The 24311-nt window shown below is 42.1% G+C and carries 24 protein-coding genes and 1 pseudogene; 11 read left to right on the top strand and 14 right to left on the bottom strand.

Going from position 1 to position 24311, the window contains the following annotated elements; genetic code table 11:
- Window positions 1-199: 199 nt before the first annotated feature.
- The 3 genes from QUA38_RS14120 to QUA38_RS14130 all read right to left on the bottom strand — a co-directional run bounded on the left by QUA38_RS14120 (window position 200) and on the right by QUA38_RS14130 (window position 1228).
- A complete protein-coding gene (locus QUA38_RS14120) occupies window positions 200-529 on the bottom strand; it encodes a type II toxin-antitoxin system PemK/MazF family toxin (protein WP_333162718.1) in 330 nt (109 codons plus the stop codon).
- Window positions 516-956: a DUF2281 domain-containing protein gene (locus QUA38_RS14125; protein ID WP_333162720.1), complete on the bottom strand. Its 441-nt coding sequence runs from the start codon at window positions 954-956 to the stop codon at window positions 516-518. Before QUA38_RS14125 ends, QUA38_RS14120 begins: the two co-directional genes overlap by 14 nt.
- Window positions 957-1033: 77 nt before the next feature.
- Complete coding sequence (locus QUA38_RS14130) at window positions 1034-1228, bottom strand: element excision factor XisH family protein (RefSeq protein ID WP_333162722.1); 195 nt, start codon at window positions 1226-1228, stop codon at window positions 1034-1036.
- A gap of 378 nt (window positions 1229-1606) precedes the next feature.
- Here QUA38_RS14130 and QUA38_RS14135 point away from each other — a divergent pair, with 378 nt between their 5' ends.
- From QUA38_RS14135 to QUA38_RS14175, 9 genes are all read left to right on the top strand, one after another.
- Window positions 1607-2089: a hypothetical protein gene (locus tag QUA38_RS14135; protein ID WP_333162724.1), complete on the top strand. Its 483-nt coding sequence runs from the start codon at window positions 1607-1609 to the stop codon at window positions 2087-2089.
- Window positions 2090-2183: 94 nt separating this feature from the next.
- A complete protein-coding gene (locus QUA38_RS14140) occupies window positions 2184-2474 on the top strand; it encodes a GIY-YIG nuclease family protein (RefSeq protein ID WP_333162759.1) in 291 nt (96 codons plus the stop codon).
- Window positions 2475-2566: 92 nt separating this feature from the next.
- Window positions 2567-2773 (top strand): hypothetical protein, encoded by a 207-nt coding sequence (locus QUA38_RS14145; protein WP_006631417.1) that lies wholly within the window; start codon window positions 2567-2569, stop codon window positions 2771-2773.
- Between the two features lie 190 nt (window positions 2774-2963).
- Window positions 2964-3608, top strand: coding sequence for a peptidase M15 (locus QUA38_RS14150; protein ID WP_333162725.1), 645 nt, complete (start codon window positions 2964-2966; stop codon window positions 3606-3608).
- A 543-nt stretch (window positions 3609-4151) separates the two neighbouring features.
- Window positions 4152-5576, top strand: coding sequence for an aspartate ammonia-lyase (locus QUA38_RS14155; RefSeq protein ID WP_333162761.1), 1425 nt, complete (start codon window positions 4152-4154; stop codon window positions 5574-5576).
- Between the two features lie 172 nt (window positions 5577-5748).
- On the top strand, window positions 5749-6075 hold the full coding sequence (locus QUA38_RS14160) for a hypothetical protein (RefSeq protein ID WP_333162727.1): 327 nt from the start codon (window positions 5749-5751) through the stop codon (window positions 6073-6075).
- Window positions 6076-6201: 126 nt separating this feature from the next.
- Window positions 6202-7161, top strand: a complete 960-nt coding sequence (locus QUA38_RS14165) for a DUF362 domain-containing protein (protein WP_333162729.1) — start codon at window positions 6202-6204, stop codon at window positions 7159-7161.
- A gap of 703 nt (window positions 7162-7864) precedes the next feature.
- Entirely contained in the window at window positions 7865-9124 is a 1260-nt protein-coding gene (locus QUA38_RS14170; protein WP_333162730.1) for a glycosyltransferase, read from the top strand.
- A gap of 736 nt (window positions 9125-9860) precedes the next feature.
- The gene (locus QUA38_RS14175; protein WP_333162733.1) at window positions 9861-10802 is read left to right on the top strand and encodes a class I SAM-dependent methyltransferase; all 942 of its coding nucleotides are present in this window, start codon (window positions 9861-9863) and stop codon (window positions 10800-10802) included.
- A 474-nt stretch (window positions 10803-11276) separates the two neighbouring features.
- Here the strand turns inward: QUA38_RS14175 and QUA38_RS14180 are convergent, their stop codons facing one another.
- From QUA38_RS14180 to QUA38_RS14225, 10 genes are all read right to left on the bottom strand, one after another.
- Window positions 11277-12122, bottom strand: a complete 846-nt coding sequence (locus QUA38_RS14180) for a WecB/TagA/CpsF family glycosyltransferase (RefSeq protein WP_333162735.1) — start codon at window positions 12120-12122, stop codon at window positions 11277-11279.
- A 78-nt stretch (window positions 12123-12200) separates the two neighbouring features.
- Entirely contained in the window at window positions 12201-13283 is a 1083-nt protein-coding gene (locus QUA38_RS14185; protein WP_333162737.1) for an NAD-dependent epimerase/dehydratase family protein, read from the bottom strand.
- A gap of 59 nt (window positions 13284-13342) precedes the next feature.
- Complete coding sequence (locus tag QUA38_RS14190) at window positions 13343-14572, bottom strand: glycosyltransferase (RefSeq protein WP_333162739.1); 1230 nt, start codon at window positions 14570-14572, stop codon at window positions 13343-13345.
- A 100-nt stretch (window positions 14573-14672) separates the two neighbouring features.
- Window positions 14673-15833, bottom strand: coding sequence for a glycosyltransferase family 4 protein (locus tag QUA38_RS14195; RefSeq protein WP_333162741.1), 1161 nt, complete (start codon window positions 15831-15833; stop codon window positions 14673-14675).
- Between the two features lies 1 nt (window position 15834).
- Complete coding sequence (locus QUA38_RS14200; protein WP_333162743.1) at window positions 15835-16743, bottom strand: glycosyltransferase family 2 protein; 909 nt, start codon at window positions 16741-16743, stop codon at window positions 15835-15837.
- 63 nt (window positions 16744-16806) lie between these two features.
- Window positions 16807-18066, bottom strand: a complete 1260-nt coding sequence (locus QUA38_RS14205) for a glycosyltransferase family 4 protein (protein ID WP_333162745.1) — start codon at window positions 18064-18066, stop codon at window positions 16807-16809.
- A 60-nt stretch (window positions 18067-18126) separates the two neighbouring features.
- Window positions 18127-18474 (bottom strand): hypothetical protein, encoded by a 348-nt coding sequence (locus QUA38_RS14210; RefSeq protein WP_333162747.1) that lies wholly within the window; start codon window positions 18472-18474, stop codon window positions 18127-18129.
- A gap of 41 nt (window positions 18475-18515) precedes the next feature.
- Window positions 18516-19028, bottom strand: coding sequence for a hypothetical protein (locus tag QUA38_RS14215; RefSeq protein WP_333162749.1), 513 nt, complete (start codon window positions 19026-19028; stop codon window positions 18516-18518).
- A 19-nt stretch (window positions 19029-19047) separates the two neighbouring features.
- Window positions 19048-20265 (bottom strand): hypothetical protein, encoded by a 1218-nt coding sequence (locus QUA38_RS14220; RefSeq protein WP_333162751.1) that lies wholly within the window; start codon window positions 20263-20265, stop codon window positions 19048-19050.
- A complete protein-coding gene (locus QUA38_RS14225) occupies window positions 20262-21599 on the bottom strand; it encodes a flippase (protein WP_333162753.1) in 1338 nt (445 codons plus the stop codon). The genes QUA38_RS14220 and QUA38_RS14225 overlap by 4 nt, the downstream gene beginning before the upstream one ends.
- A gap of 445 nt (window positions 21600-22044) precedes the next feature.
- Between QUA38_RS14225 and QUA38_RS14230 the strand changes: the two genes are divergently transcribed.
- Window positions 22045-22968 carry a glycosyltransferase family 2 protein gene (locus QUA38_RS14230; RefSeq protein ID WP_333162755.1) on the top strand — a complete coding sequence of 308 codons (924 nt, stop codon included), beginning with the start codon at window positions 22045-22047 and terminating at the stop codon, window positions 22966-22968.
- Between the two features lie 71 nt (window positions 22969-23039).
- Window positions 23040-24002 carry a polysaccharide pyruvyl transferase family protein gene (locus tag QUA38_RS14235; protein WP_333162757.1) on the top strand — a complete coding sequence of 321 codons (963 nt, stop codon included), beginning with the start codon at window positions 23040-23042 and terminating at the stop codon, window positions 24000-24002.
- A gap of 9 nt (window positions 24003-24011) precedes the next feature.
- Here the strand turns inward: QUA38_RS14235 and QUA38_RS14240 are convergent.
- Window positions 24012-24236: pseudogene (locus QUA38_RS14240) on the bottom strand (IS66 family transposase); the annotation flags it as partial.
- Window positions 24237-24311: the final 75 nt, after the last annotated feature.

The raw sequence follows: 24311 nt of genomic DNA on the forward strand, positions 1-24311 counted from the left end.
AGTCATCGAACCACTGGATAAGTGACGAGAAGGTTGACGCTTTGCAGGATTGCTGGATTTTATAGGATAACTCTAACTCATGTTGGGCGATCGGGTAAGTTTTGTAAAGTTTTTATTAAGTATTGTGCGGGGTTGGGGCTCGAACGGGGGAATTGAGGGGAGTTGGGGAGTTGAGGAGTTGAGGGCGATCGAATTATCATTAAAATTGAGGCCTAACGTACAACTCCCAGACTTGTTTCACTGCTGCTGCATCTGCTTGAGAAATTTGCCCGATTTTCGCTAGCAACAAAGACTTTTCCAAACAATCTAATCTAGACAAACGTACTGTTGAAGCAAGGCGCAAACCGCTGGCAGACCAATCATTAAGCAATACATCAGTTTGGGTGCGAGGTTTTGCAGAAGTAACGGCTGTGGCTACTACATCCTCGCCATCCAACCATAGCAAAAGTATGGGGCGTGGTTTAGAGTCTGCGCCGTTTGTAAAAGGAATCTTTGCCACCCAAAAATCACCAGGTTCAATAGTCGTCATAAAGTCCTTCGTCTTCGGGTGCGTAGCTGTTCAAAAAAGCTTCGTGACTGCGAGTAATGGTTGAATCAATTAAAAAGTCTTCGCTGTTGACTACAAAAAACTCTCTTAATTGGGCAGCGGTTAAATCTTCTTGGGTTGTTATCTCTACCAACGGTTTTAGTATTTGAGGGGATTCTAATACGCAACTCAAAAACTCAATAAACGAGCGCTTGGGATGCGATGGCTCTGTTTGCAAAATATTGGACTCAGAACTTTCATTTGGTGACTGTTTTACTTGTGCTTGATGTACAAGAAATTGCACAAAATCCAGAACTTCCTGTCGCTTTTCTGTTGGAAGCTGTTGCAGATTTTCTAATAAAGTTTTTTCGAGATTTCCGAGTCTCAAAAAATTCACTGGGTATGTAAAAGTTTGTGCTGGTTGGTTCATGGGAGTTTTACACTAACAGTAAAAGTAATTTACTTATAAAATTATAGCTGACTCGATGGCTCTGCGGGCGATCGCCCTTACCAATCCATGTCTTTGATTTCAACAGCGATTTTATGCCATTCTTTTTCGGCATTGAAAAACTTTTCTGCTCCTAAGTCGGCTTTCAAAAGAGTCTGCTCTAACACTAAGACTAAAGGATCGTCCGTAATTGTCCATCCGTCTTTTTCGAGGGTGCGACGCAGGGAGAAATGTAAATTATCACCTCTAGACATTAGATATTCCAGAATTTAGGTTAGGAAAGATAAACACGAATCTCTTGAACTCCCATGTCTTGTGATGTCGCTGATGATGCAAATAAATAGTCTAGTCTGTAATAAAGATAACTTTTTTAAGTGCGACGAGTAAGATGTTTGATTCGGATGGTGCGCCGAACTCGATTAAGAAAAGGAGATTCCAACGGGGGTAAAAAGGGGTTGACATACCTGAGTAATCTGCGGTATTCTTCTATTATATCAGGTATTGTACCGCAACTGCAAGACAATTATAAGTTAAGTCGCTAAACCTGGGTTGAGATAGTAGCTTGAAGGTATCAGTTGAGCATTGAAGGTTCAACTGGGGAACACTGTGTATGAGTGTGTTGAATTGTCACCATGAATCCTAGACAACTTGAGCAAGACCTGGAATTGCCGAACATTACAGCATCATTAGTTGCTTATCGTAATGCTGCACAGAAGAGTAAGTGGTACATTCGCTTTTTTGTTCCGGGTCCTGATGGAAGATATACACCTGGAGTGTCTGTTGTATCCAGTTCCAGGGTTCCTAAATTGGTAAGCGATCTTAAAAAAGCGCACCAGAAAATGGAATTTCTTCAACAACAGAAATATTCAGGAAGATTTTCAGAAGATTTTGTCCAGAGCGGAGAAGTTAGTGAGACTTTATCGGTGACAGTCTCTAGTGAAACATCACACTTCCTATTTTGGAGCTATAAAAAGACAAGGTTGCACTTCTTGGTTTCAAGTAAGACCAACACATTTAGTACGTCTTTCGACTCAGATGATGTCAAAATGGTCATAAGCATACTATCTTTAGCAGAAGACTTGGCAGCTAAACTGATTAATCAGCTAGAGAGTTGAAGAGCAGTAGCCAGAAGCCTTTCGCTGCAGTTGATGATGGTTGTAACAGAATTTGTGGGATTATGATTTCTGTGCAATCAGCCTTCTTGCCTTCATGCCAACGAATGATTCTGACATACAAATCCAAGCGCGAAGAATTCTAGACGCGATTGCTTTCATTCCTTTTGAGCAATGTCAACCCTTGACCCGTGGGTTTGAGAGCATTCCTGCGCGTCCTGGCATTTATGCAATCAGGCACAGAACTGATGGATTGCTCTACATTGGTAAAACCAAGAGCTTACGAGGTAGCTTCAGTGGTGGGCACAAAGCTTTTTTGTGGGCATGGCTCGATAAATATAGCGATGAAGACATACGGATTGCAGTACAGACAATTTCTCACGCTTGAGAACCCTGCGTTACTATTGGAGCTAGAAGCCATCATTCTAAGAGCTGCTGAACCCCCTTACAACGTCCAAATCCCAACAGAGATGTAAAGCCATGCAAGCCAAACTTCAAGAGCAACTTTCCCTCGCTGATGCCGAAGTTATTTTAGGACGTTTTCCTGAACGAATTCGTGCTGCCCTAATTGCTCGTGCTGCTGAAATTGAATACCCAATCGAAGCAGTCATTGAGATGGCGATCGCTAGTTTCCTTGACACAGAGGCATTAGGTTTTGCAGATTGCAAACCAGGACGCGGACAATAACAGCGTCAAGTGGCGATCGCCGCGGTCTAACAACCCGGTTGGACCGGACTACCGAAAGATATTGGTGGTGATGCAAAAGTTATTTCTAGCCACTCAACCGGAACGTTGCTTTTGGCTGAAACAATGCTTCTAAATTATCTGCCAGTGTTTAACATTAAGCTATTCACCTCTAATTGCTGTAGTTCAATCTATGAGAAAGCCACAAACTGTTAAAGCTTTGGAAGATCTAGGACGGGTTCAACTCTCTAAGAGTTTTTTCATGCGTGAGTTTCTTTATTCAGAAATCTCTCAAATTGAAGGTATCCCTAACATTCCTAGCGATCCTGATTTGGCGATCGCAGCAGGAAAAAATTTGTGTGAGAGGGTGCTTGAACCAATTCAAGATGCGCTTGGTCGGATTAGTATTCGCTCAGCCTATCGTTCTTGTGCGGTGAACGCCAAAGGAGCAGAGAATAAAAATCAGTACAACTGTGCCAGTAATGAGGCCAACTATGCAGAACATATCTGGGACGTAAAAGATTCCGATGAGTATATGGGAGCAACAGTATGTATTGTTGTTACATCATTCATCCCTTACTACGATCGCACTCAAGATTGGACAGCATTGGCATGGTGGATACATGACCACATTGATGCTTATGCAGAAATGACCTTTTTCCCAAACTATGCAGCGTTCAACATTAGGTGGAGCGAGAATCCTAATGTTTCAAAAGTAATTTATAGCTACGTAGAAAACCCGCACACTGGTAAGAAGAGCGGGTATCTGACAAAGGAGGGGATGGATAATTTCTTAGGTTTGCATGAGCAGTTTTACCAAGAATTTATCGATCGCTGACTAACCATCGCCTTGAACCTCAATAGTATAACTGTAGCCCTGTTCAGTGAGCCATTAAAATCGTCGGTTTTTCCGGGATGGCTGCGGTGGGAACAATGCTGGATATAGCCTTTACTGAAGCCGGAAAAATCGCAGAGGCACTTAAGCCGATTATCAAAAAATTTAGTGGTGTTTGAAAGCTTTTGCTGGTTTGTTCGTAGGAGTTTAAGACTCTTGTGAAATCGATTTACTTGTATAATTATAGCTGACTCGCCTTGTGTGCCTGCGATCGCCCTTGCCGATCAACTAATTTTAGCTTTTGCAAACTGTCAATCGATTTGAGATTTTAGATTGAAGCCTAAGATGTGGGAGAATTTTGTACGATCGGGACTTACGCATTACTGTAAAGTTGCCTGCGGGCGCGGAAAAGTAAGATCGCCCGTCAGCCGTGTTACCAAAAAAATTGCCAGTCCAGGACGCACAAAAACCTTCAGAAACCCGGTTTCTGACCAACTGTGCGTAAGTTCTGTTTGCACAATTCCTAATTATCACAAACCAGACGATATGACTCAAACGCCAACCGCAACCTATCGCACCGAAAGCGACTCGATGGGAGACAAACAAATCCCATCTAATGTCTACTACGGCATCCAAACCCTGCGCGCAGTTGAAAATTTCCCGATTAGCGGCATTAAGCCTTTATCAACATACGTTGATGCTTGTGTTTTAATTAAAAAAGCGACGGCGATCGCCAATGGCGAACTCGGCTGCATTCCCCAAGACATCAGTCAAGCCATTGTCCAAGCAGCAGATGAAATCTTAGCTGGCAATTTGCGCGATCAATTTGTAGTTGATGTCTACCAAGCCGGGGCTGGAACTTCTCACCACATGAATGTTAATGAAGTTCTTTCAAATCGCGCTTTGGAAATTATGGGCGATGAAAAAGGCAACTACAAGCGCGTCAGTCCTAACGACCACGTAAACTACGGTCAATCAACAAATGATGTGATTCCGACAGCGATTCGGATTGGCGGATTGTTGGCGTTAGAAAAAACTCTTTTTCCAGCTTTGTCAGAGGCTGTAGTCGCCCTAGAAAACAAAGCCGAAGAATTCAAAGATATTGTTAAATCCGGCCGCACTCATATGCAAGATGCCGTACCGGTTCGACTCGGCGATACCTTCGGCGCTTGGGCGCAAATTCTCAGAGAACATACCTTTAGAATTGACAGGGCATCCGATGATTTGACATCCCTGGGATTGGGGGGAAGTGCGGCAGGCACAGGCTTAAACACTCACCCTGAATACTGTCAAAAAGTTGCTGAAATTCTCTCAGGATTAATCGATCACCCCCTGAAACCAGCAAGGCATTTAATGGCTGCTATGCAGAGTATGGCACCGTTTGTAAATGTGTCTGGTGCACTGCGAAATCTTGCTCAGGATTGCGTTAAAATCTCCCACGACTTGCGTTTGATGGACTCCGGGCCGAAAACGGGTTTGAAAGAAATTCAACTGCCTCCTGTGCAGCCTGGTTCGTCCATTATGCCGGGAAAATACAATCCTGTGATGGCAGAAATGACATCGATGGTTTGTTTTCAAGTTATGGGTTACGATAGCGCGATCGCCCTGGCCGCCCAAGCAGGACAATTAGAATTAAACGTGATGATGCCCCTGATTGCCTATAATCTCATTCACAGCATCGAAATTTTGGGTAATACCATCAGCGCTTTGACTACACAATGCCTCGCCAAAATTGAAGCTAAGGGCGATCGATGTCTCGCTTATGCTGAAGGTAGTCTCGCCCTCGTTACCGCCCTCAACACTCACATCGGCTATCTCAACGCCGCCGCTGTCGCCAAAGCATCTCTAGAAACTGGCAAATCTCTGCGGCAAATTGTGTTAGAACAGGGTTTAATGAGTGCAGAAGAGTTGGCAAAAGTTCTAGATTTAGAGAAAATGAGTGCGATGCCGACATCTTCTGCTAACGTTTAGGATCTCGCAGGTATCAGCTAGAAACTAGAAGGCTGAACTCGATTTAATTCGGCTTTCTGCCTTCTGATTTCTGCCTAACGGCTGTCACAGGTTAAAGTTAAACAATTCAGAATTCAATTTTTTTAGATTTAATTCTGGATTTTTTATAGTCTAAAGTTTGGGAGCAAGATTTATGCGCGCAGGTTCTTTTGCAAAATTAACTCAAGATAAAGAGAACACAACTCAAGTGACATTTCATTATGTGGAAGGTCACGCAGAAACGTTTACTATTCCGATGCCGGCACAAGAATTCCAAGAGGAAGTGCTGACTTTGTTAAGTCAACCTTGGTTGACTTTCCATTTAGCCGACCAAACGGTATTTATTTGTACGGCCCGGTTGGTAAAAGTAGAAGTAAAACCCGCGATTCCCGACCTGCAAGGCCAAGGAATATTCTCTAACTCGCTACGAGTTAGTACCATGCAGCGGGCTGCTGTTGGTAGATTGCCGATGAATACTTAGGGTTCATTTGTATTGAGATTATTTCTTGGTAACGCACGTGCGGAACAACCTAAGCAGGGTGTTCCGCGCGTGCGTTAGACTTAGATTATTCCCGATCGATAACCAATTACCAATTAATTCATAATTATGTCTGCTGTTAGTTTAATTCGTGCTAATTCATATGATAGCCAAATTTTGCAAACATCTTTAGAAAGTTTGCTGGCACCCTTGGGCGGAATCTCGGCTTTTGTCAAATCGGGCGATCGGGTTTTACTGAAACCCAATCTCCTCACTGGTTCTCGCCCTACAAAAGAATGTGTCACCCGCCCAGAATTGGTTTACTGCGTCGCTAAAATGGTCATGGAAGCGGGAGGAAAACCGTTTTTAGGTGATAGTCCAGCTTTTGGTAGCGCTATGGGTGTAGCCAAAGCCAACGGTTATTTGCCGCTGTTGGAAGAACTGGATTTGCCAGTAGTTGAGTTTCAAGGAAAACGCTACGAAACTGTCAGCGAAGATTTCAATCATCTGCGAATTTGCAAAGAAGCAATGGAAGCGGATGTAGTGATTAATTTGCCCAAACTGAAATCTCACGTTCAATTAACTGTGACAATGGGCGTGAAAAATTTGTTCGGCTGCGTCCCCGGTAAAATGAAGGCTTGGTGGCACATGGAAGCTGGCAAAGATAGCGCCAGATTCGGTGAAATGCTGGTAGAAACTGCCCGGGCAATTAACCCCAATCTGACGATTGTGGATGGCATTATCGGTCACGAAGGTAACGGGCCAAGCGGCGGCGAACCTAAGTTTTTGGGAATTTTGGGCGCGTCTGATGATGTCTTTGCTTTGGACAGAACTTTAGTTGAAATTATTAATGTGGATCCGGCAATGGTTCCCACTGTAGCTGCGGCGATGAGATTGGGACTGTGCTCGAATTTAGAGGCGATTGATTTTCCGCTTTTGCAACCGGAAAATCTCCAGGTTTTGGATTGGAAGTTGCCCGAAACCATGATGGCGATTGACTTTGGTATGCCCCGCGTGGTGAAGTCGGCTTTCAAGCACCTTTATATCCGGTTTATTAAAGAAAAATTCAGCATCAAGGCTTCGCATTAGCGAAGAGAGAAGGGGTAAAATTTCTTTTTTTTATTCCTTCTGCTTCGCCTTGGTAATTGTAAACAAATATTATGTTACAACATATCTATTTATGTAAAGTTTTAATAAATTTGTTATAACTCTATGGTTTAAGTAGTTAAGCCGGATGAAACCGCATAATGTAACACTAGGTCAACAGCTTTACGTCAGCCATTGGAGATCATTTGGAGACTTTGCCCTCGTTTACCTAGGGGCGTTTTTTCGCGCCGACTTACTTAAAGCATTGGTGTCGCCGTATTCGCAACTCGCCCTCCTTCTTGCTAGCTAGAAGCAGTTACAGGATGTTACTTAAGTATAAATATTTATAACAGCCCTTTTTTTAACCAAATTTACCCTAAAATTGGGATTTTCTTTATAATTGACCGCTCAATTATAAAGATTGAGTAAAGCTCGTAAAAGGTTATTGACACTTATACGTAGATCGCAGATGATGGCGACATATCAAACAGACCTCAGCTTAAATAATAAAGGTCTAATCGAGTTGCTGCCCCCATCTTAAGTATTAGATATCTCCCAAACAGAGTCTGAAATGCTGCTTGTATCAGGCGGCGAAATTTAAATTCGGTAGATGTCTGTTATATAGATCGATCAACAGCCCTTGCCAAGTACAGCAAAGATTCACTACCGCATCAGTAAAAACTTCAAATCAGGAACTACCTAACCTATGCTTACTAACAACAATCTGACAATAGTACAGCCACTAAAAGCCAAGTTTTTGCCAAACAGTGAAGTTTTACTGACCCGCAAGTTGATAGAAGCAGTTGGTGAGTTAGCCACGTATTGGTCTGGTTCAATTACTGTGATGATGGAAGAAACGAAAGAAGACAACGACCAGATGGATGCAAAAATATTTAAACTTGATCAATTGCCATTCAAACTGGAAATAATTTCTTTCGATCAAATCACCCCAGCTTTACTACATCAGCATCAGAGTGCGCTGGTATTGGCAGCCCCGGAATACAGACAGAACCATATCAGTAAAGTGTGTAAAATAGCGGGAGTACCGTGTATTTACGTTTCCGAATACAGTCTGAAAACTCGCAAACAGATAGTGAATGTGAGTACGCGCAATCCCCTGATCCGCTTGCGGAGAATGCTCTGGACTTACAGTCAGGAAAACAAGCAGCGCAAGGCGATCGCAATGGCAGATGGATTGCAGTGCAACGGCACCCCTACCTACCAAGAATACAAGCATCTCAATCGCAACCCACAGTTGTTCTTGGACACGCGGATTAGAGAGGATATGTTAGCAACAGAAGCTGACATTGAACGCCGCACTGAAAACCGCTCTCAAGATATGCCTCTTCGGCTAGTATTCTCAGGTCGCCTAATTAAGATGAAAGGGGCAGATCATTTACTTGAGGTCGCTAGAGAACTCAAACAACTGAAGGTTAAATTTGAAATGTTCATCAGTGGTATTGGTGAATTAGAAGACATGATGCACCAGCAAATAGCTGCCAATCAACTTAATGATTGCGTGAAAATGCTCGGAGTGCCTGACTTTAAAACAGAGTTTTTCCCCTTTGTGAAGAACAATATTGATTTGTTTGTTTGCTGTCACCGGCAGGGCGATCCTTCTTGTACTTACATAGAAACTATGGCTGGTGGCGTGCCGATTGTTGGATATGCTAACGAAGCATTCCAGGGAATTGCAGAAATGTCGGAGACAGGATGGGTTGTGCCAATGAATCAGCCTAAACAGATGGCCAAGAAGATTGCAGAACTCAGCCACAACCGGGAAGAAATTAAATCGATGTCGTTCAAGTCGCTGAAGTTTGCTCAACAGCACACATTTGAGAAGACTTTTCAAGCTCGCATCAAACATATGCAGGCTATTGCCTACTCAACGCGGCCTAATCCAGTCACCGAAAGTGAAGTATGTGATGCTCCAGATATGGTTTTGGCTTACAGTCAACTGCCCTAAGAGTCCTTCTGCCTATTGAGACAGGTTGCATTAAGGTAGCCACGGAAATCGGAGGTCTTGTAAAGGCAATGGTTGAAGTGATCGATCACCCTTAGATTTAGATGTTTTTTTCACACTTAATAGCATCAAACTTGACTGGGCGATCGCACTTCTTCCATAGGTTTTCAAATCTCATTTAACGGGCTACATTTTCTGACCAACTACCAGACACCATAGCAATCCTAAACCATTGATCGGCCCACTCATTTTCCTTTCCACTGGAACTGGCAAAAGTAACAGTGGTTTGAGTTGAAATATTGTTAAATCAACGGCTTCATTATTTACGTATATGCACAACTGCTTTTATTAGTATCATAGCCTAGAGACCTACCCTGTTGATAACTTAATATATGTTGAATTAGTGCTTAATTATTGACAACGTAAAAACTTACTCACACCCAGCTAGTGGAAGGTGTAGTTTTTTATAAAAACTGATAGAGTAAGGTAAATGCGTTAGCTTAAATGGGATGTTACCTGAAAACCCCACCTTAGCAATTGTATACCTAAAACTTATGAAGTTTTAGGTATTCATCTGCTGTGTTTAGTATCCCGCAATTATCACTCACACATAATCTCCCGGATTGATCTAACATAATTGGTTATTAGTACGTCCATTACCTAAGTAAGGCAAACTAAAATGCAGCAAAGTCAACAGTGCTTAAGCCCTACCGTCACCTGTCCGATATCCGGACAGAGTATGAAACCGTGGCTATTTATACCCGGTGATTGGCGCAGACCTAGAAATAAAGAGTCATTTCAATTGTACTGGTGCGAAAAGTCACAACTTGGATGCATTCATCCTCTACCCGAACTCAACAAAATCGCCAGCTTTTACGACATCGATGAATATTATACTCATCATATAGACTTTACAGGCTTTGTATCTGCCTCTTCTATTTCTTTCTTCGATAAATTGCGTACCCATCTAGCTTGGCGTTTCGATCGCGGAGTAGATGTCACAAGTAAATGGTGGAAGCAACAGTTCGGGACTGTCTCCTCCTCGATCTTAGAAATTGGTTGCGCCAACGGACATCTGCTGCAAGAACTGCAAGCAGATGGTCACAAAGTCTGGGGCGTAGAACCCGATCGACAAGCTTTGGTTTTGGCCCAGCAGCAGCGAGGCCTTAATGTATTTTATGGTAGTGCGGAATCTTTGCCCCCGGAAGTCCAGTCTAGACAGTACGACATAATTGTGATGAACCATGTACTCGAACATACTAGAGATCCTTTACTTGCACTCCGCAATGCCATGCAGTTGCTCGTGGATGGTGGCAAATTGGTAATGGAAGTACCAAATAACTCTTGTATTGGGCTGAAATCATCAGGGATTACATGGATGCATCTAGATGTACCAAGGCATTTGTATTTTTTCACACCGCAGAGCTTTCACGCTATCTGTGAAAAAGTAGGATTTGAGATAATTTCTACCCAATTTAATGGCTACTATCGCCAATTCGACAACACTTGGATCAATGATGAAAGAAAAATTTTCCGTCTGTTCGATTCAATGGCATCTCATCAGATAGTAAAGCCCAAAGAAAACAATAAAGTCCAAGCTTGGAAGCTACTGCTAAAAACAATTTTTGCTGCTGATGAAGACAAGTACGATTCGATCCGGATTGTGGCACAAAAGCCATAGCAAAATCGAGGTAAGGGCAATAAATTTGTGGTTTGATTATCAAGTTTGGTTACACACTCACACTACTTTTGCGCTCCCCTGCGATCGTCGCCCATGCCAGGAGTACAGTCACACCAAATGCGACTATTGACCCAGCAATCCACCTGACTCGATCGAGACTGACCCACCAACTTGTTTTGTAAGGTGTGCAGTCCGGAGCTTACTGCATAGATAATGTAAAAATTGCTTTCTGGCGTAATATCGTTTGCGGTTGCATCGGCATAATATATTTGGATCGTGTCAGTGGGATATCTTAAGCTCCCGATTTGGGTAGCGAGCTTAAGATATTTCACTATAATTCCGATGCCACGGGATTTGATATAAGTTTTCTTGAATATGCGATCGCAGTTACACCTCAAAACGATTAGTTACGATGTGTTTGATTTTTTACTTTTTTCTTGTGAGCACCCATAATGCACAAGAAACTTTTAAATTTCAACCGTATAATACTTCTTCAACAGGCGGCGTCGCGTCTGTGGGGTCGAACTTTTTGATTTTCAAAGCTTGTAGCAAAAACAGCCAGATATAAAGCGGATTCAAAAAAACATACCGCTGCCAAAGGCGCCGAGGTTCTTTCATCATCCGAAACAGCCATTCCAAACCTATTTTAGATAAAAAGTCAGGAGCTTTAGCCAAATTACCCGCATGAAAATCGTAAGCAGCACCTACAGCAATCAACGGCATTGATAAGTCGTCCCGGTATTCGTAAGCCCAGACTTCTTGCCGGGGACACCCCAAACCGACAAAAGTAATTGCTGCACCGCTGTTGCGAATTTGCTGTGCAATTTCTTGTTTCTCTTGGGCCGAAACCTGCCTAAATTTAGAAGGCTGAGTTCCAGCAATAATTAACTTGGGAAAACGCTCGCAGAGATTGCGAGATAAAGCTTCCAGTACAGAAGCTTGAGAGCCGTACAAATAGATAGGTAATCCTTCTTCTGCCGCACGTTCGCAGATTTGTAACATCGCATTCGGCCCGCATACTCGATCGGGCAATTCCGTATGGTAGAGCCAATTTAACGCCCACCTGACCGGCTGTCCGTCTGGCAATACTAAGTCAATGTGATTAATCCGATAACGGTGAGTGCTGTCGAGAACTCCAGTCATTACCCCGTGAACCGCTAGGGCAGAAACAGACATTGGTTTTCCGGCGCTGGCTGCGGCAATAATTTTGCTAACAGCCGCTTCATAATTAACGGCATTTACTAATATGCCTAGTACATTCTTTTTCCCTTTATCAATCATGGAACACCTCTTTAAGCCAACGCTCGCAGTTACACTCATAAATCTCCCCTAAGATTTCTTTAACCTTGTATTCTTCAATCGTTTACCGAAATCCCCAGCCCATTCTTTTTGCCCCGTTCAATCATTGGAATCCTCTTTCAGCCAACGTTCGCGGTTACATTCATAAATCTCCTGTAGGATTTGTTTAACGTTATATTTCATTTTCCAGTTGGGATAGTGACTGGAAAATTTGGAATTGTCGCTTATCCACCAAATGTGATCGCCAATGCGATTACCTTCAGCATAAGTCCAATTAAATTTGCGTTCTGCAATTGCCTCGCACATCTGGATCGCTTCTAACATCGAACAATTGCTGTACCTGCCTCCCCCAGTATTATAAACTTGGGCGCTTCGGGGAGCTTTATAAAATTCATAAAATGCCGAAATTAAATCTGCGCTATGAATGTTATCGCGAACTTGCTTGCCTTTGTAGCCAAACACAGTGTAAGGAGTTCCAGTGACAGCACACTTCATCAAGTAGGCGAGGAAGCCGTGTAATTGAGCTCCAGAGTGATTTGGACCCGTCAAACAGCCACCGCGAAAACAAGCGGTGTTCATATTAAAATATCGACCGTATTCTTGGACTAAAACGTCAGCAGCTACCTTAGAAGCACCAAACAAACTGTGCAGGCACTGATCGATTGACATATCTTCCCGAATACCGCTTTCGTAAGTATGGCCTGGTTCAATTTCCCACCTGTGTTCTAATTCAATTAAAGGCAAATTGTTAGGCGTATCGCCGTATACTTTATTGGTAGAAGTGAAAATGAAAACCGCTTTAGGACAGTACAAGCGAGTTACTTCTAGAAGATTGAGAGTGCCGTTGGCATTAACGGTAAAGTCTATTTTCGGAGCACGGGAAGCCCAATCATGGCTGGGCTGGGCTGCTGTGTGAATTACTAATTCGATCGACTCGCCGTACCGCTGAAAGATATTGGTAATCGCTTCATAGTCGCGAATGTCCACATCTAAGTGATAATACTTGGTACCCAAAGACTTTTCGAGCAGTTGGCGGTTCCAGTTTGTAGAACCATCAGCACCAAAAAAGAACTGGCGCATATTATTATCGATCCCAACTATATCTAAGCCTTGTTTGGCAAAGAACTGACACGCCTCAGAGCCAATTAAACCCGCCGAGCCAGTAATGATTGCAACGCCCACGTTTCACCGCCTGAAAAAATATAGTTTTCTTTGTTTTGCCCGATCGAACAAATCAGAAGTTATCCTGATTTTCCATCGAATACATCTTCGCACAATTGGGCAAAGAATAAACCTTTAACATCCCAATCATAGATTTCCCTGACGCGCGTTTGACCCGCTCGACCCAAGCGATCTCGCAATTCACGATCTTGGGCTAAACACACTATAGCTTCTGCTAGACCTTGCACAGTGCGATCGGGGTCAGTAGCAGCCACTTTAATCCCCGTTTGAGCCGTCACTTGAGTAGCCGGTCCGCCCAAATCCAAACAAATCGTGGGACGACCAACCCCCATCATTTCCGTGCAAACAAAACCACCAGAGTCATGCAAACTCGGATGGAGGAGAACGTGAGACTCCCCCATTTTAGAAAGAGTTTCAGTGCGAGATAAAGTTCCCCAAAAAAATACTTTATTTGCCAGTCCCAATTCTGTGGCTAAAGCTTCCAAACGCTGCCTTTCCGGGCCGTCTCCGACAATCCAGTATTCCGATTGTTCCAGATTCGCCTCCGCAAATGCACGGAGTCCCAAGTGCACCCCTTTCCAATGTAAGAGACGACCAACACTGATGAATCTAATTGGTTGCTCAAGCGGGGTAGGAAATTGCTCTAGTTCTTGAATTTCCTGCTGCGACAAACCGACTTGCGAGAAAATCTTCACGTTTTTTGCTTTGAGAAATCGCAGTCTGGCTGCGGTTTCTTCCGTAGTTGCCAGCGCCACAGCACTGCGACGCGCCGTCAGCCCCACAAACGGATCGCGTTCTCCTACGCTTTGAGCCAATGCTCGCAGCGTTTCGTAAATTTTGCCCCGGCGGCTAAAATCTTGCCAAAAAGGCTTTGGTGCTTTTTCTGCACCTCCCACAGGCCCCCAAATAAAAGGATGCGGCAACAGCGCCAGGAAACTTGGAGACCAATGTTTGACATAAGTTACGTGATGTACTATGTCAAAACCAATTTCGCGATCGAGCTTCCGAGCGATAAAATAAGCCCAGATTTGCCACAGATAGTAATGAAGTTGCAGCAATCCTTGTTTCCCCTTCCAATCTTCGCTCCAACCAAACGGATCAAAATAAACAAAGTGCAGATTTGGCACTGGGTTCCGCTCTAGTTCTGCTTCAATGTACGATCGACAAAACGTGCGAGTAAATACCCAACTTTCGTGATGTTTAGCAGACTGGATAACAGTATTCCATCCTACTCCCTCTTCGGAGCCGAGATTCGGTTCGCAAGCAAACGCAGATAATAAAACTTTCATGGCTAAGTAGTAATTGCTAAGTGATAATTGCTAATTTTTCCCTCTTCCATCTTCCATCCCTCCGTTAAATTCTTTACACTGATCCGTTGCCGAACGTGCTTCACATATTCTCCATCAAAAAAGATGTAACTTCGACGTAAGCTTTAGCTGCGGTTTCTGGCGTTTTTTGAGAAATCATCTGTCGTGAACGCTCTCCCATCGACTCAATTAAATCAGAATCATCTAGAAAAATTTGCATTTGATCTGCTAACTCTTGAGCACTGCTAGGGTCGAAAATATAACCGTTCTCGCCTGACATAATTAACTCACAGGAAGCTGCACCATTTGAACACAATACTGGTTTTCCTAACACCATAGCTTCGGGTACAACCATACCCCAGACATCCTCAAAAGTAGGAAACACAAAAATATCAGCTTGCTGAAAATAAGCACCTAAATTTCCATATTCCACCCATCCCGCCCACGTTACTTGCTCTTCAAAATCGCACTCTTTAATAAATGCTTCCAGTTCTTCCCGCTGATCTCCCTTGCCAATAATCAACAGCGAATAATCAACATAACCTTGATTTTTAAGAATAGCGCAAGCTTCTAAAAGCGTTTTAATTCCCTTTCTCGCCGTAATGCGCCCTACATACAAAAAAATCGGGCGTTTTAACTGCAAGTTGGGCGGCTGAGTTTGATCTAATCGTTTCAGCAAAGCTCCCGCATCAGGTACGAGATAGGTTCGGGTAAAAATTTTATCCTCCGGGACATTGAGAACTTCCATCAGATATTTTTTACCTGCATTGCTATTCGCAACAAAAGCATCGGCAAACCGCACAAGGATGCGGCGCACAAATGTCCTAAAACTGGAATCTCTAAAGTCTGTATTTGGGGAACTACCATCGTAAATAATGGCAATTTTCCACCTCAATAGCGGTTTTAAAAAAGCCACAATTACAGTCCATAAAGAGAAAGCTTGGGGAAAGACCACATGAGGTCTAAATTTTAGTAAATAGCCGATAATACTAGGCGATACTACAATGAATCCGCGATCGTATCCTGTTTCTATCTTTTCCGTCTCGACAAATTTAGTCTCCCCTACCAACTGAATTGCCGATGCGCCCGGCAGGCTCGGATCGAACCCCGGCCAAACACGACCTGTATAAAATACAGTATGCTTAAAAATTTTCGTAAATTCCATCAAAACAGGCTGCCAGTAAGCTCCCAGTTCCACTTCCGGGACAAGCCAAGCAATGCGGATTTCATTTCTATCAACCATCCTATTCACCTTGAGTTTTGTTTTTAGCCAATCCCAGTTTACTCAACACTGAAAGCCAAACTAACCTACGATAAGGTAGCAGCCAATAAATTGGCCACAACCACCCACCATGGCGCTGAGTAAATACTTTCCACTCTTGAGCCGGTTGCAGGGTAGTATCTTTGAAGGATAAACCTTTCGGTTGGCTCATTTTATCCAATCCTTCGCTTAAATTATCAGCAGCGGTTTTAGTCACCTGGGGGTTGAGGGAACAAGTACCTAAATACCCTGGAGCAATCCAAACTGTACATCCTTTCTGTCTGGCTCGTAAACCATAATCCCAATCGCCAATATAATGAACAAAAGCCGGATCGAGGTTGCCGACAATTTGCACAACACTGCGGGGAATTAATACGCAGTTGCCGTGCATAGTATCGCACATCTGGGGCTCTTTTGTTGGTTCTAGCACACCATATCGGAAGGGGTGCAAAGGGTTATTTCGCACAACACCTCCGTATGTTGTTTTACCCGTTTCTGGGTCGCAGGTAGAACCCCCCACGATTGCTTTTTTTTCTCCTTTTTCTGATAACTTGTCACTGATTTTTAGCAAAACACTTACTGTTTCTGGATAAATAAGAGTGTCATCATTTAACCAGAGGTAGTAGTCAGGATCATCTTTCATTGCTTCGCTGAAAGCCCCACGCATTCCCCCGTTCCAAAATAGGTTCCCATCTCCGGAAAAAATCTTGGCTTGAGGATAGGTTTGACGGACTGCATCGCTGGTTCCGTCTGTGCTGGCATCATCGACTAAATAGGCTAAAATATCCACATCGGCTGGAAGTACCTGTTTAAAAAGGGCCTCTAGGCAAGCCAATGTTTTCTGTTTGCGGTTGAAGCAAGTTAAAAGGGCGGCGATTTTAATACGGTTCATTGTTCCCAAATATGCGGCTTTTAACGATATGCAAGGTAAAATTTACCCAAAAAAATCAGAATTTTATCTTGAGTTGGGAGTTGACAGAACCTCGTTAAAAACAGACAAATAGCGATTTGCTTGTATCTCCAAGGTGAATTCTTGTTCCACTTTATCGCGGGCGCGAATACAAAGTTTTTGATGCCGATTGGGATCTTCTAAAACCCAAGCAATTCCTCGCGCTAAGTCTTCTGTTTCATAAGGTTTAGCTAAATAGCCATTTGAGCAGTGTTCGATCATATCGGGCAGTCCCCCAATATTAAATGCGGCGCTGGGAATGCCGCAAGCAAGGGCTTCCATGACTGTATTTGGCAAGTTATCTATCACGGAAGGGGCGACAAAAATATCTGCTGCTGCATAAACCGTTGCTAGGGAAATATCATCTGCGAGTTTCCCCAAATAGTGAGTTTTAAAACCCAGTTCAATAGGATTTTCGGGTTGAGAAGAGCCAAAAACCAGCAACTCTATCCGATCTTTCCACCCTGATTTACTGAGGCTTTGTAAAGCGGGTACGAGCAAGTTAAATCCTTTCCAGCGATCGCCTGTTCCACTTGCACCTCCAAAGAGTACAATTTGTTTATCTTGAGGCAAATTCAAGATTTCTCGCGCCCACTGACGATTTATGGGTTTGTACTTTTGAGTATTGATGCCATTAGGAATTATTTCAACTCGAAAATCTTTGAATAAAGAACTAGAATGAGCGCATTTCGCTAACCAAACACTAGGGCTAACCAAAGTTAGGTTAAGCTTATCCCAAGCTTTAGCTTTCCGCTGCCACACCCACCGCGACAGATCCGAATTTTTATTACTGTGAAGTTGCGGACAACTACCACAAGATTGAGTGTAGCGATTGCAATCTTCACTATAGTGACAGCCACCTGTAAAAGGCCACATATCATGCAGCGTCCAAACTAAGGGCTGCTTAAACTTGGGAATACTTTCTACTTGTAAATAACCCCCACAAACCCAGTGTAAATTAATAATATCAGGATCGAGTATATCCAGTCGATTCGAGAGAGCATCTGGCAGCAATTCTGTAGAAAATATAACGGGGTTTCTCTGAGGGTAGAGCCGCAATGGTGCATTAGATAAAGTTGATATCATCTTGTCAAACTTAGCCCCAATACTATTTGGTGACGAAATTACATTGGGATCGCCACTACTCTTATTTTTTACCAGCATTTGCGAAGACACACCAATCCCCTGAAAACCTTGGTGCAGCCGATAAGCGGCGCGGGCAGCCCCCCCTTCACTATCAGAACTATTGATGAGTACAACCTTCATTTCTCCTGCCTCTCCTCTAGATTTATAGCTGACTTTATCAGAATTGTTTCAAAAGTTTATCTACTTTTTTTGCACTTTTTTAACAACTGCGGATGGTATTCCAATATTTTTTTGTGTAAAATTATCTGCTTGCGTATCCCTAATTGCAAAAGGCAGGTGTTTCGTCGGAAATGTTATAGCTTCTACACGCATATTACTATAAGGACTGTTGACATCCTCCGTATTAGTTCCCCCTACACCATGTCCGATATTAGACGCTAAATTAACATTCGCAAGAATATTCATACCATTTTGAATAAAGTTAGCAAATGTCCACTGACAAGCCCAACTCTGTAATTTGTTTTCATAACAAAGCTGAAAAATATTTTTCCCAACTTTTACACCATTAAAGTCTCCCAGTACATCCATCAAAAAATTACCATCTCGAATTTCCGGTCATAACTTCATATCTAAATCATAATGCTGCCAAGCTCGCCTCCCACTCGCCCAAATCCAGCAGTGATTATAGCGAGAAAAGTAGTAACTATAATCAGTTCTTTTTCGCCAAAACTGAACATTTTGACCAGAGATTGACAGAATCCGCTGAGCGTCTCGGTAACGCTCCAGCAATTCTTCAGCGAAGCGGAAAAAAGTAGGATGAGGGATAAGTCATCCTCCAGAATAATTGCCTCTTCAACTTGATCAAACACCCAATTCAGACCGCTAGAAACCCGCAGGCGACAACGAAAATTTACGTATGCGTAATTCTTCAAAACTTCGCAGTCCCAATCTACTTGGTCAATAATAGCTCTAGAGGCAGCACATTTTTGATCTTCTCCAGGCCTATCTGGACATGGGCCGTCAGCAATTATTAGCAATTTGGGATGTTTGGCCTGACGAATTGCCTCAAATGCTCTAGCCGTTGTATCTAGACGTTTGAAAATGATAAAAGCGATGGGTGTTTGGATTTGGTAATTGAACATTTCTTCGACTCTACTTTTCCTAGTAGTCTTCTACATCTGAATTAATCAGATCGGCAGTCATCTGCGATTTAAAATTAAACCACTTCTGAAGCATTACAGCCGCTATGAATGCCAGTGTATTATTGCTAGTCTGATAGGGCAAAAATCTATAGCGAAAACTAGCCATTCTCGGATCACATTCTTGGTATAAAATATCTTGGGCAAAGTTCCCCCAACGCTCATCAATCAAATCAATTGTCATACCAGCATGAGCAGAAGGTAGCAACATATTAGATCCGTGAAGACCAATTACTAAGCGGCTGTGTGAATAAACACGGCATATTTCCTTTTCAACTTTTTCATTAAAACTATCAACTCTGTAATCTTCAATCCATTCTGGGAAATTAGTTTTTGTCCCCAAACCAGCTACTGCAAATTTTGCTCCTGGTACTTGCAACCTGATTTTCTCAAATAACTGCTGAATTTTAAAATTTTGCAATGGCAATGCCCTTTCTCGTTGATTTAGCTTTTTCAGAACTCGGAACAGCCCACTGTTAACTAATAAACGATCTTCCCGCCAAATAAAAGTAATTCTTGTTTCTGGTTCATTAAATTTGTGTTTGGGAACCCTAGTAAACCGCGTGATGTCAAACTGACTAGGATGAGAATGGGCTTCACTGACATAAATTTCATCAAAGCGTTTAGTTTCTTCCTCAACAAACTCGGCGAAGCTAGGATAGTAAGTTTGACCATTTTTTAAAGAAATAGGTACTGTCCAGACTTCTGCAACTTCATCAGGAACCATCCACCTTAGAAACTTAGGAACTATCACAACTAACCCGCAGTCAGAGTTGCATTCTAAGTGCCTTTGTGCATTTAGCAACTTGAGCAGAGAGTGACCATAAAGATGATCGATACAGTTTAAGATAATTGCCCGCTTGCAGGGTTTAAAAATTTCCTTGACTATCTCAAGTTTATCTGATTGAGGATTTTGGAGTGAATGGAGTAATGGTTGGCCTAACCATTCTTTTCTGTAAGCAACCGCCGCAAAAACTTCTTTTTTGATTAAATTAACTTGAAGGTAGTTGTTCACTCCATGACCTACTCTCAACTCGTCGATTATTTCGCTGCCACATCCCCCGCACTTACAGTCCAGAAGAATATGTATCCCTTGCCACAAAATATTTTTGACATTGAGTTGCGTCCCGCAATAGGGGCAATTCGAGCGCTGTTCTATTTTAGGTTTAATTTGAATCACTTTACTAATCCTCTGATTCTACAAGCTGCCTTGTATAAGTTAAGGGATCGCCAGATGAAATTTGCGAAGGGGCGCAATTCCTTAATCAAGAAATTGACTAATATAATCACGTAAAAATAAGTTATCAGAGTAGCCATTGTTGCTCCAAAAGCTCCATACTTAGGAATCAGCAAAAAGTTCAACGCTACATTAAAAATAGAGCCGACTACAGTCAAGTAAAGACCGTAGCGCAACTGACCTTCTATGTTCAAATATGTACTCCGTGCTACTCCAAAATTACTGCCAAATTGCGCCCAAACATATAGTGAGAGTACCGCTGCTGACTTCGCATAGTTTTCACCGTAAAGCAGATGCACTATCCATGGAGAAAGTAATGATATCGGTATAGCCACTCCCAACCATAAAAATATCATAATATCAGAGTAAATTTGAAATTTATTTAGATATTCTTCATAATTTGTCTTTCTCAAATTTGCTAGTTTGGGAAAAATAGAGCTTGATAAAATCATCGGCAAGAAATCGCAGATTTCAGAAATTTTAACAGCGGCAGCATAATAGCCCAGTTCAGCATTTTTATTCATCGCACCGAGCATGATCTGATCGGTTTTTGAGTACAGATAAATTGCCAATCCCGACAAAATTATCGGCCAACTCTCTGATAGCAGTTCCTTACACCGCTCCCAACTTAATTGCCAATCCTTAATTTTATTGCCAGTAAGCTTATAAAAATATACATAAGCCATTCCTACCAATGCCACCTCTGCCAATCGAATCCAGGCGAAGGCAAGCAGGGGGGCTTTAATGGTCACTAACCCAATTCTGACAGCAGCAACTAAAAAACATACCGAATTTTTCGCCAAGACTGTATATTTTGACTGGATTTGCGACTGAAACCAAAAATTGATTGTCTCAAAAGCATTAAAGAGAGTTCCCGCAGCGATGATACCTACCAGCCACCGAGTCAGAGTGTCGTTGGGCTTGAGTAGCGCAATCACGGTGACAGTTAACAACAAAGTGATGCAGCCACCAGTAAATTGCAGTCCGAAGGCCGTTCCCAGGGTCTCATTTTTGCATTCTGGGTCGCGAGCGATATTCCTCACTACCAGAGTACCCAACCCCATCGTTGCCACCGAACTAAACAGCGACACAAAGGCGATCGCGTAGTTGAGCAATCCAAATTGTGTCGGACCAAGATAGCGAGCCACCCAAAGGCCTACAACCAGACCTAGACCCATCTGCAAGATTTGGTCAGTGAAAAGCCAAGCTATGTTGCTGACTACCTGGCGCAGACCCGGACCAAGCTTTTGACCTATACCAGCCAACTTGTCTAACATCGGCAATATTAAAATTTTACCAAGTAAAAATACATTTTTTGAACTTTTTGCAATCTAGCCACAGTAGTAATGATTTATAGTATATCATAAAGATTAGCACTTATGCAGGATTTATACCAATCACCCTAACTACAGCTTTTACCACTATGTATTCTAAAATTTCAAATACCCTACGATTCGTTTAACCTAAATGAGTAATAATACTCACTTAGGTTAGCTCATTTGCTAGAACAACTGATGATATTTGTAGGTGGGGTTTAACCTAACTCCTATCCCTACAAATCCAAAGGTGAAAGCATAATCCCTAGTTGACTGGGTATGCTCCACTATGGTAAAGCAGGATTAAAAGGCAGAATAGAACTAATGAGAGCCAAACTTGGTAAATGTTGAGCAAGCAGTCTAGGCGTAGCGAAAGCAAAAAGGATGATAAGTTGGAGTTTAATATATGAAAACACCTGTGGCTTTTTTTGGATTTAATCGCCCTCATACAACAGAGAGGGTATTTGCAGCGATTCGGGAAGCTAAACCGCCTAAACTTCTACTCGTGGTTGATGGGCCACGCTCTGATAAGCCAGAGGAAGCTGAAAAATGTGCTGAGGTAAGGGCCATAATTGAAAAAGTGGACTGGGATTGTCAAGTTTATAAAAATTATGCTGAGGCTAATATGGGCTGTAAGCACAGGGTAGCTAGTGGGTTAGATTGGGTATTTAATACAGTAGAAGAAGCAATTATTGTGGAAGATGATTGCTTGCCAAATCGATCTTTTTTTCAATTTTGTGAAGAAATGCTGGATTTATATAGAAATGAACCTAGGGTAATGATGATTAGTGGGACTAATTATTTGGAGGAATGGAAATCCGATAGGCAAAGTTATCATTTTTCTTATTATGGAGGTATTTGGGGCTGGGCTTCTTGGCAGAGGGCATGGCAATTTTATGATATTAATATGCAGGCTTGGATCAATCCTGACGTGAAAGCAAAAATTAAAGCTGTACTGGCTGATGAGGCTCAGTATAAAATTAGAGCGCGAGACTTGGAAAATACTTTTCAGGGTAAGGTAGATACGTGGGATTTTCAATGGAGTTTTGCTCGCTTGGCTCAAGGCGGCTTGTCGATCGTTCCTTGTGTCAATTTGGTGGCTAATTTAGGTTTTGGGTTAGCGGCTACTCATACTGGAACTCTCAATAAGGAAATAGCCGAAATGAAACAATTAGATTTAAGGTTTCCTCTTGAAATCAATCATAATCTGATGGGTGATCGAGAGTACGATAGATTAATGTTTAAAAAACTATTTATTAGCCATGAGAGTTTGATGAATAAGGTGATAAAACACTTAAAAACAATCCCCGATAAACTCTGGTTAAAATGATTTTTGCGAATCCTAATGAAATGATGCGAAATATCACTGTCAACTTACTCTACTTAATAAAAAAATAGGCTATGAAAACTATCTCAATCTTGGATACCTCAATCTGTAGCTCTAATTTAGGAGACCAGATCATTATGGATGCAGTGAATAGCATTTTATATGAGATGTTTCCCGATCGACTATTTATTAATTTTCCTACCCATGATGTCATATCGAGCGATTCTTACCGCTTGATGAGTAAAAGCAGTTTAATTTTTGTCGGTGGGACTAATTTATTATCTTCTAACATGAACTCCTATAATCAATGGAAGGTCAGTTTAATGGACTCTCTGTTTATTAAAGATATTACGCTAATGGGTGTGGGATGGTGGCAATACCAAAATCAGCCTAATTTATATACCAAAATGTTGTATAAACGGTTATTAAGTAAAGAATATTTGCACTCAGTGAGAGACAGTTACACAGAAAAACAGCTAAAATCGATCGGGATTAATAATGTAATTAATACTGCTTGTCCTACTATGTGGAAATTAACAGAGGAACATTGTGTCCAAATTCCTCAAGGTAAAGCAAAGTCAGTATTAGTTACTTTTACTGAGTACAATCAAAATCCTAGTTTTGATAAGCAGTTAGTGGAATTACTGAAACAGGAATATAAGTTAATTTATTACTGGACGCAACAGCCCAAAGATTATCAGTACATGAAAGATATATGTGGCGAGCGAGCGATTTATCTTAATCCTAGCTTATCAGCTTTAGATATGGCTTTGTCTCAGTATCCCGTTGATTATGTAGGGACACGATTACACGCTGGGATTAGAGCTTTACAATATAAAAGGAGAACTTTAATTCTGTCAGTTGATAATCGCGCTACAGAAATTTCTAAAGATACTAATTTGCCAGTCGTACAAAGAGATGATTTAAACAGTGTGGCTAATTGGATTAATGCTAAAGAAGAAACTTTACTAAAAATCCCTTCAACAGGCATTAATGAGTGGAAAAAGCAATTTTTAGCGACTGTTAATAATTATTAGCATAAGGATTCAGGTCTGAAAGAAGAGAATGAGGTCAGGCATAGGAAAGTAGTCACAAGAATTGACCTCTAGAGCCTCACGGAAAAAAGCCATTACTGAACGAACTTGAAAACGACAGGTTTGAATCACACTCAGCAGATTAGCCGTTTCCTCAAATCGTTTCATTGAACGAGAGCCGCCAGAAACTTTCCGTTTCGTTACAGCTAGCCGTAGGGAACGTTCTCCTAAATTATTACAGCGTTTTCCGCTGTTATGAGGTACAATAGCAACAGTTAGCAAACCAATTTCTTAAATGCTGAGGATTTATTA

This window comes from Microcoleus sp. Pol12B4 (assembly GCF_036701385.1).
Taxonomy (GTDB): domain Bacteria; phylum Cyanobacteriota; class Cyanobacteriia; order Cyanobacteriales; family Microcoleaceae; genus Microcoleus.